Source organism: Burkholderia sp. SIMBA_062 (assembly GCF_046534765.1).
Lineage (GTDB): Bacteria > Pseudomonadota > Gammaproteobacteria > Burkholderiales > Burkholderiaceae > Burkholderia > Burkholderia ambifaria.
Window position 1 is genome coordinate 1 of the sequence record NZ_JAWRYD010000069.1, and the last position, 8,156, is coordinate 8,156.

Here is an 8,156-nt window from a genome sequence, read left to right on the forward strand (position 1 = left end):
TGCCACTCGGTGATGGCCCGGCGCTTCTGCGACGGCGACATCATCATGAATTCGTTGAGCTTCGTGAGGAAATCCCGGCTGGATTTCTCCGGCAGCGTCGCAAACCCAAGCAGCAGCCCGAATACTTTTCCCATATAGCGCACGGCCTTACCCTTCCTTCTTCAGTCGAAATCACGCGGCATCTGTGCGAACGCGGCGTGTCTGCCTTCCCTGTCTTGACGCTGGCGACCTACGCCGCGGCGGCATTGTTTTTGTATCGTCCCGGCCAATGCGCGACTGCGGCTCCGCAATTGCTCTCGATGCCGGCCGTTCGTCCGCCGCGGCGGCAGGAGACGCGATCCTGCGCTGTCGCGCGCCGCATCGGAGCACTCGCATGCACTGCGCCTTCGCATCGACATCAGCGAACAGCGGCAACCGTTAGCCTTTGCGACGGGCGCGAACACTATCAGTGCGCGCTCCATCACTTCATTTAGTTAGCGTTTCTTACTGATAGCTCATCGTAAAAGTCGCCCGAGCATTCGCACTGCCTGGCGTAATTTTTGATCCGGTTTGCACGTAGCGCGCGGCCAGTGGTACCGTCAAATTCGCTTGTCCCGGCACGACCGTGCCAACTTTCCATTGATTGGTGTTGCCGACCGCTGCGGAATCCGGCCCGAAACCGACCAGCGTGTCGCCCGTCATGATCTGGACGCCAACCCCGGACGCCGTCGATTCCTTCGTCAGCGATAGCGTCGTCGACGTATTGCTCGGCATGGTCGAATCGGTCAGCGTCGTATAAGCATTGGTCATCGTCCCCGCATCCCCGCCCGAGCAAGCCAGCGAGATGGCGAATGAACGCGGGGCTACTGTCGTGCCTACGCCGTTGAAGGCACTTATACCGAACATGCCCATCGGCACCGTCACCAACGGTGTCGCGACTTTGCAGGTCGGAACCCGGGGCCGCACTACGACAGGAGACGCGAATCGATACTCGACGAGTAGCTGCCCGCTTGCGTTATTGGCGCGGTATTGCGCGTACGCACCGCTCAGCACCCCGCCAGCGGTGATGTTCCCGGTTTTAACCAGTTCAATCGTCAGCGAATACGTTTCGTTCCAGTCAGTGTCTGAAAAATACGAACTTGCGCGATACGGAACAAGTGTATTCCCCGCCTTCATTCGCAAGCCGACATTTGGAATGGAAGTCGGATAAATTGTGTTTCCGTCCGGCACGCCCACCCCCGTGACATAGGTGTACGTCCAGTCGGTACAATGCACCGACGCCGTCGGGCCCTTTTTGTTCGTAAATGTTACCGTCCCGGTCTTGGAGTAAATTACACCACCGATCGGAATTGCGCCTGGCGAAAAATCTGGCGGACTGAATCCAGACACGTTCGCGATATAATAATTTAAACCGTTATTGGTATTCGACGTGCAGTCCGCCCACGACGTAGCCGAAAATATTCCAGAAAAACAGGCCGCAATAATCAAGAATTTCATTAAATTTATCCGGCCAATCATCAAATTCGATGGACAGAAATCGTCGATCAAAAGATGGATCGTTCACTCGCAAGGACCGATGAACGGCACTCGCCCGGAGGCGACGGTGAATTTTCCTGTCGTCAGCTGCCCTGCGCGCGACACCAGGCACCAGGCACCAGGCCACCATTGCGCGCGCTCCAAATACGTCGCGCCATAGGACGGGTTGTTGCTGACGCCCACGAAACCCGGGCTCGGCTGTATCAGTGGCGAGCCGCGTCTCGCGGTGGAAACTCGTGGACAGCGTGCCGGCCAGACGGAATTGGCGGGTCCGCATAGCAGGGACGCCGGCCGCAACCCTTGCCTCGCACTACCGCGTCGCAGACCGTTGCACGCAAGGTTGAAAACGCATTTCGGCTTCGTATCGCGTCTCACTTCGAGCCTTTGGTCGCATTGATTGCCCGTTCGCCCCTGCTCGGTCATTCGGCGACAGATTTTGAAGCGCCGAAATTTGCCGTACAAAGCGCCGCAACGTGACATGAACGCATGAGGCGGGACACGCTTACCGGTATGTCGTCAGTCATGAAGCAAGTACGAAATGCAGACGCAATTTTGCCGAGCAACGGTGAATGATTGAATATGACGCGTACGAAATGGAACTAAAACTCATTCGTACAAGTACTAAGCCAGGGTGCTGCGGTCCGCAATCGCTTGCCGGGAGGCGATCGTCACTGGGTGGGATGCCGGCTTTGGAGGGCACCTGTATAAGACAACAGCGTCAGCAACATCGTGCCAACGCCGATGATGGCGTCGATGGCCCGCGTCTCGCGCCGAAACGGTCGCCGGTCGTACGTGTCGGATTTAACAATTCCTGCAGTTTATCTGAAGATTCCTGTCGCCCTCATTTATTTAGTACTTGTCCTAGTGATTTTCCAGTAGCTTTGAACTTTGTCCGATTCCCGGTCCTGTCTCATATCCGGAAAATTCGTCTTGAAATGCACACGCCGAGATTCATCGCGCACGCACCCCGCGACGGCTCTCAAGTTCGCCTTTCACCATCACACATCAATCACCGTTTGGAATTCGATTTATGAAAATCACGAAAAGCACTCATGCTCTTTCCATGATCCTGGCTGCCGCCGGTCTCGCTGCCGCTTCGGCCGCGCACGCGTCCGACGGCACGATCACGTTCACGGGCAGCATCATTGCCTCGACCTGCAAGGTGTCGAACGGCTCGGGCGGCGCCATTCCCGTGGCGCTGCCGAAGATCGGCACGAACACCCTCGCCGCAGCGGGCACCACGGCCGGCCGCACGCCGTTCTCCGTGATGCTGGAAGGCTGCACCTCCGGCGGCGCGAACCCGACGAAGGTCGGCGTCGTCTTCGAATCCGGCTCGAACGTCAACCAGTCGACCGGCCGCCTGACGCTCGACGGCGGCGCGGATGCCGCATCGAACGTCGAAATCAGCGTGCTGAACGACAAGCAATCGCCGATCAAGATCGGCGCGATGGGGGATCAGGGCGGCCAGCTCGTCGATATCGCGGCAGACGGCAAGGCGACGCTGAACTACTTCGCCGAGTACTACGCAACGGCCGCGGCCACCGCCGGCCAGGCCAACTCGAAGGTCCAGTACTCGCTGACCTATCAGTAACGATCGCAACGGAAGCCGAGGAGCCTTACAAAAAAGACTCTCGGCCGGAATTCTTTCGGTTCCTCGGCTCCCAACGATAAGAACTACTACATATTTATCGGAGTTGCCCATGCTGTCCACAAAATCCATTTCGACGCTCGCGCTATTTTCCGCCCTCGTCACATCCCACGCCTGCGCCGACGTGGTGATTTCCGGGACGCGCGTGGTCTTTCCAGGCAACGACCGCGAGGTCACGGTGAAGCTCACGAACGAAGGCAAGGCGCCCTCGCTCGTGCAGGCATGGCTCGATAAGGGCGACCCGAATGCGTCCCCCGACAATATCGACGTCCCGTTCACGCTAACGCCCGCGATGTTCCGGATGGAACCCGGCAAGGGGCAGACGCTGCGCATGATCTATACGCGCGAACCGTTGCCGGCCGACAAGGAATCACTGTTCTGGCTCAACGTGCTCGAAATCCCGCCCAAAGCGGCGGCTGCAGACGACCGGAACCAGCTTCAGATCGCCTTCCGCTCGCGTATCAAGGTGATGTTCCGCCCCGAAGGCCTGACCGGCAACGCGAGCGCCGCGCCAAAGCAACTGAACTGGCGCCTCGTCAAGGCTGGCGAAGGATATGCGCTGCAAGCCAGCAATCCGACACCCTACGTCGTCAATCTGGGCAGCGTGTCGCTGAAGGCCGCCGGCCATAAATACGACGCGGGAATGGGATACGTGCTGCCCCGCGACACGCAGCAGTTCCCGGTCAAGCAACTCGATGCGCTTCCGTCGAGCGGCGCAACGGTTTCGTTCGGCAGCATCGACGACTGGGGTTCGTCGACCGACAACGAAGTTCCCGTTTCGACAGCGCACTGACGCAACACCCGGCCGCGCCGCGATGCGGGTTCGAGATCCGCAATCGCATCGCGCACTGCCGCATCAGATCTTCGTCGGAGGCCCGGCCTCCCGAACGACGCCGATTTTTCAATTTGCAACGAACGCCGAGCGACGCCGCGACACGCGCAGCCTGAAATTGGCCTTGCGCGTGGCGCCGTGCGCCCAATCACGACAGGAGTAGCTGGGAATGACTTTGAATCGACATGTGCGTGCGAACGTGCCCGACATGCCGCACCTCAAGCCCATCTACGTGCTGGTTCTGTCCTGCATTGGAGCATGGTTGCAAGACGCGCGCGCGGAAACGCCTCCGCAGTCTCTGCCCGCGCCGATCCAGGTCGCGCAGACGGAGTTCGCCCAGGTCGAATTCGATCCCGGCTTCCTGAGCAATGGACGCGGAGCGCGGGTCGATCTGTCGCGTTATGCGCGCGGCAACGTCGCGCTGCCGGGCGAATATAGCGTCGACCTCTATGTCGGCGCCGACTGGATCGGCCGTTACGACATTCCGTTCAAGGCCGCGCCCGGCACGCCGGACGCGCAGGCTTGCTTCGACGAAAAGATGCTGAAGCGCATCGGCGTCGATTTCCGCAAACTGTCACCCGAGCTCGTCGCGCAACTCGCCATCGCAGGCGAATGCCGCCGCATCGGTGAAGTCATTCCGGAAGCCAGCGCCGCGTTCGATTTCAGCGAGCAGACGCTGACGCTGAGCATCCCGCAGGCGTCGCTCTCGCACCAGGCGCGCGGCTACGTGAGCCCCGATCAGTGGAGTTCGGGGGTGCCGGTCGCGATGCTCGGCTATAACTTCAACCTCTACGGCTCGAAGAACCGCGGCACCTCGACGCAAACGCAAGGTTATCTCGGCCTGAACGGCGGCGTGAACATCGGCAACTGGCACTTCCGCCACGACGGCTCGTATAGCTGGTCGTCGCAAGGGAGCAGCCAGTACGAGGACATTTCCACCTACGTTCAGCGCGACATCCCGTCGCTGTCGTCGCAGCTCGTGATCGGCGAAACCTATACGTCCGGCGACCTGTTCGACTCCACGCAGTTCCGCGGCGTGCGCTTGTCGTCGGACGATCGCATGCTGCCCGATTCGCTGCGCGGCTACGCGCCGGTGGTGCGCGGCATCGCCAACACCAACGCCAAGGTCAGAATTCGCCAGAACGGCGTGACGCTTTACGAAACGACCGTCGCGCCCGGTGCGTTCGAGATCAACGACCTCTATCCGACCGGCTATGGCGGCGACCTGCAAGTGTCCGTCACCGAAGCCGACGGCTCCGAGCATTCGTTCTCGGTGCCGTACGCGGCCGTTCCGATGTCGCTGCGGCCCGGCATCAGCCGTTACAGCTTTTCCGTCGGATCGCTGCGCAATCCGCAGGGCAGCAGCCACCCGTTGTTCGCGCAGGCCACGTACCAGCGCGGCCTGACGAACCTCATCACGGGCTATGGCGGCGTGACGGCCGCAACTGGCTATGTGGCCGCGATGGTTGGCGCCGCGCTCAATACGTCGATCGGCGCGTTCGGTGCGGACATCACGCACGCGACGACATCGATCCCGGGCGTGAAGCGCTTCAACGGCTCGAGTATGCGGGTCAGCTATTCGAAATCGATCGCGCAGACCAATACCGATATCGCGATCGCGGCCTACCGCTACTCGACCAGCGGCTACTTCGGCCTCAACGACGCGATGCGCACACGCGACACCGTGCGCGACGGCGGGTTTATCGACTCGATCTGGCGTCAGCGCAATCGCGCGTCGCTGACCCTCAGTCAGCGACTCGGCGACAAGGGCGGCCAACTCAGCGTCACCGCATCGGCCTCCGATTACTGGAATCGCCAGGGCTCCGACACCAGCTATTCGGTCGGCTACAACAACGCGTACCGAAACATTTCGTACAACCTGTCGGCCGCGCGGCAGCGCAGCCAGGGCGGCGAAATGAGCACGCTGTACTACGTGAGCGTCACGATTCCGCTCGGCCGAACGCGGCCCACGACGGTGTCGGGCAGCGTCACGCACGATACCCGCGGCCGTACGCAGGTTCAGACGACGCTGTCGGATTCGCTCGGCGTCGACAATGCGCTGTCGTACAGCGTCAACGTGAATCACGCGTCCGATACCGGCAGCTCGAGCACCGACGGCGGCGGCAGCGCCACGTACCGTGCACGCTTCGCCGAACTCAGCGCAAGCGTCAGCGCAAGCGGCGATTATCAGCAGGGGTCCGTTGGCATCCGGGGCGCGGCGGTCGCGCATGGCGGCGGCATCACGCTGTCGCAGCCGCTGTCCGAAACGTTCGGCATCGTCGAGGCGCCCGGCGCTGCCGGCGCGCGCATCACGAATGCGTCGGGCGTGCGCGTCGACGGTCGCGGTTATGCGATCGTGCCGTATCTGACGCCTTACAACCTGAACACGGTCGAGCTCGACCCGAAGGGCATCTCGATGGATGTCGAGCTGAAGGAGACGAGCCAGCAGGTCGCGCCGCGAGCCGGCGCCGTGCCGCTGCTGAAGTTCGCGACCGACACGGGGCGCGCGGTCGTCATCAAGGCGCGCCAGGCGAACGGCACGCCGCTGCCGTTCGGCGCGACTGTGTACGACCAATCGGGCAAGGAGCTCGGCGTAGTCGGGCAGGCAAGCAAGATCTTTGCGCGCGGGGTCGACGACAACGGCGAACTCACCGTCAAGTGGGGCGACGATGCGAACTCGTCCTGCCGCATCTCGTACGATCTTCCGGTTCGCCAGGGCAAGCAGAGTTCGAACGGATATAGCCAGATCGCCGGCGTCTGCGCAAAAAACTGACTTGTGTGGCATGGCCGCGTGCATTGCCCGACGTGGCCATTCGTCTGCGATACAGGTTGCGTGGTCGGTTTCACCGGTTGCTCCCTCGCCGATCCGCTCTCCGCGGGTGGCATGCCCGAATAATCCAGGCAGTGCTGGCACATCAACGGCCCTACCGGAATGACTACGAAAGCGTTAATCGAGAGCGAGCGTTCAGAGGTCGCGCGTCAACCGCGCATAGTACTTCTCCGCCTCGCGACGCATCCGCGCCTCTTCCGGTGACACGTAGAGCGCGTGGTGCCGAGCGACGCATGGCCGAGCGTGCGCTGTACAACCTCGAGCGCGACGCCGACGGCCAGCATCTGCGTGCCGACCGTGTTCCTGAATGCGTGGGGCGATGTGGTGGCCAGCTTGCGCCGCTCAGCTCAGCTCAGCTCAGCTCAGCTCAGCTCAGCTCAGCTTCGGTTCGGTTCGGTTCAGTCAGATCGGGCATCACGTCGAGCAGGCGCGCGATCGCCCATTGCGCGAGTCCGCGCGCAGCGCACGGAATAGCCCCCCTCCCGTTGCGGTGCCGGCTACCCCAGGGAGCATAGGCCTTCGCCGATTGCGATGAGGAAGCGACCGCGAACGCGGCAAACGCCACCCGCCCCGCCTGGCCAACGACGACCAGCCTGCCGCGATCGTCGGCGTAGCGCCCGAGCGTATCGGGCGATACGGCCGTGCCCTGCTTGGCGACCAGCTCGATGTTCTCGACATAGCGGTTCTGAAGCGCCCTGACCACCTCCATCTCCGTGAGCAGTTCGGCCTTGCGTATCAGGAACCGCGACCGGTACTGCGCAAGCGATTCCTGTAGGTCGAGTCGCGCGACAAGTGCCGTGCAAACCAGCACGAACACCGTGATCGCCGCGCCGCTTCCGTACAGCAGCCATTGCTGCTGACGCCGCACGCGCCCCGGCTCGAACGGCTTGCGGCCCGCAATAGCGGTGGCGTGCGAATCAGCGCTTTCAGTTTGGTGGGCATACGGATCGTCGAAGTGGACTCGACGCCGGTGCGGCGTCATGCGCCGCCCGGCTCACGGCTTACCGCCCGCCGGTTGCCCGCTACGCATCGGTCTCGGGCATGTCGGGCAGCTGGCCCTCGCTTGCATAGCGGATCAGGTCCGCGTCGCGGACGATGCCGAGCTTCTTCATCGCGCTCGACTTCTGCGAGCTGATCGTCTGCTTGCTCCGGTGAAGCTGAACGGCGATCTCGCCAACCGTCAGGCCGGCGCCGTAAAGTCGCACGACCTCGATTTCGCGGGCCGTCAGCGTACGCGTGCCCGGCGACGTCTCCGTGCCCTCCAGCAATTGCTTGACGAACGGCGACAGATAATTCGCACCGACATAAGCCGCGTGAACCGCGCCCACCAG

Annotated in this window: 8 protein-coding genes; 3 read left to right on the forward strand and 5 right to left on the reverse strand. The window is 62.1% G+C overall.

Annotated elements, in window-relative coordinates; translation table 11 throughout:
* Nucleotides 1-483: 483 nt before the first annotated feature.
* Both SB786_RS35090 and SB786_RS35095 read right to left on the reverse strand, forming a co-directional pair.
* Nucleotides 484-1,476 carry a fimbrial protein gene (locus SB786_RS35090; RefSeq protein WP_410731411.1) on the reverse strand — a complete coding sequence of 331 codons (993 nt, stop codon included), beginning with the start codon at nucleotides 1,474-1,476 and terminating at the stop codon, nucleotides 484-486.
* Nucleotides 1,394-1,792, reverse strand: coding sequence for a hypothetical protein (locus SB786_RS35095; RefSeq protein ID WP_410731412.1), 399 nt, complete (start codon nucleotides 1,790-1,792; stop codon nucleotides 1,394-1,396). Before SB786_RS35095 ends, SB786_RS35090 begins: the two co-directional genes overlap by 83 nt.
* Nucleotides 1,793-2,545: 753 nt before the next feature.
* Here SB786_RS35095 and SB786_RS35100 point away from each other — a divergent pair.
* The 3 genes from SB786_RS35100 to SB786_RS35110 all read left to right on the forward strand — a co-directional run bounded on the left by SB786_RS35100 (nucleotide 2,546) and on the right by SB786_RS35110 (nucleotide 6,768).
* The gene (locus tag SB786_RS35100) at nucleotides 2,546-3,106 is read left to right on the forward strand and encodes a fimbrial protein (protein ID WP_410731413.1); all 561 of its coding nucleotides are present in this window, start codon (nucleotides 2,546-2,548) and stop codon (nucleotides 3,104-3,106) included.
* Between the two features lie 109 nt (nucleotides 3,107-3,215).
* Nucleotides 3,216-3,956, forward strand: a complete 741-nt coding sequence (locus tag SB786_RS35105) for a molecular chaperone (protein WP_410731414.1) — start codon at nucleotides 3,216-3,218, stop codon at nucleotides 3,954-3,956.
* A gap of 208 nt (nucleotides 3,957-4,164) precedes the next feature.
* Nucleotides 4,165-6,768, forward strand: a complete 2,604-nt coding sequence (locus SB786_RS35110; protein ID WP_410731415.1) for a fimbria/pilus outer membrane usher protein — start codon at nucleotides 4,165-4,167, stop codon at nucleotides 6,766-6,768.
* Between the two features lie 206 nt (nucleotides 6,769-6,974).
* Here the strand turns inward: SB786_RS35110 and SB786_RS35115 are convergent, their stop codons facing one another.
* The 3 genes from SB786_RS35115 to SB786_RS35125 form a co-directional block, all read right to left on the reverse strand.
* Nucleotides 6,975-7,109, reverse strand: coding sequence for a hypothetical protein (locus tag SB786_RS35115; protein ID WP_410731416.1), 135 nt, complete (start codon nucleotides 7,107-7,109; stop codon nucleotides 6,975-6,977).
* 83 nt (nucleotides 7,110-7,192) lie between these two features.
* Entirely contained in the window at nucleotides 7,193-7,807 is a 615-nt protein-coding gene (locus tag SB786_RS35120; RefSeq protein WP_410731417.1) for a hypothetical protein, read from the reverse strand.
* Nucleotides 7,808-7,847: 40 nt separating this feature from the next.
* Nucleotides 7,848-8,156: LuxR C-terminal-related transcriptional regulator (locus SB786_RS35125; RefSeq protein WP_410731418.1), on the reverse strand; the 309-nt coding region annotated here is incomplete at its 5' end.

What these genes read in the sequence shown, in the direction of transcription:
- SB786_RS35090 (WP_410731411.1), bottom strand. Translation starts at nt 1,476, where the DNA reads ATGAAATTCTTGATTATTGCGGCCTGTTTTTCTGGAATATTTTCGGCT.
- SB786_RS35095 (WP_410731412.1), bottom strand. Translation starts at nt 1,792, where the DNA reads ATGCGGACCCGCCAATTCCGTCTGGCCGGCACGCTGTCCACGAGTTTC.
- SB786_RS35100 (WP_410731413.1), top strand. Translation starts at nt 2,546, where the DNA reads ATGAAAATCACGAAAAGCACTCATGCTCTTTCCATGATCCTGGCTGCC.
- SB786_RS35105 (WP_410731414.1), top strand. Translation starts at nt 3,216, where the DNA reads ATGCTGTCCACAAAATCCATTTCGACGCTCGCGCTATTTTCCGCCCTC.
- SB786_RS35110 (WP_410731415.1), top strand. Translation starts at nt 4,165, where the DNA reads ATGACTTTGAATCGACATGTGCGTGCGAACGTGCCCGACATGCCGCAC.
- SB786_RS35115 (WP_410731416.1), bottom strand. Translation starts at nt 7,109, where the DNA reads ATGCTGGCCGTCGGCGTCGCGCTCGAGGTTGTACAGCGCACGCTCGGC.
- SB786_RS35120 (WP_410731417.1), bottom strand. Translation starts at nt 7,807, where the DNA reads ATGACGCCGCACCGGCGTCGAGTCCACTTCGACGATCCGTATGCCCAC.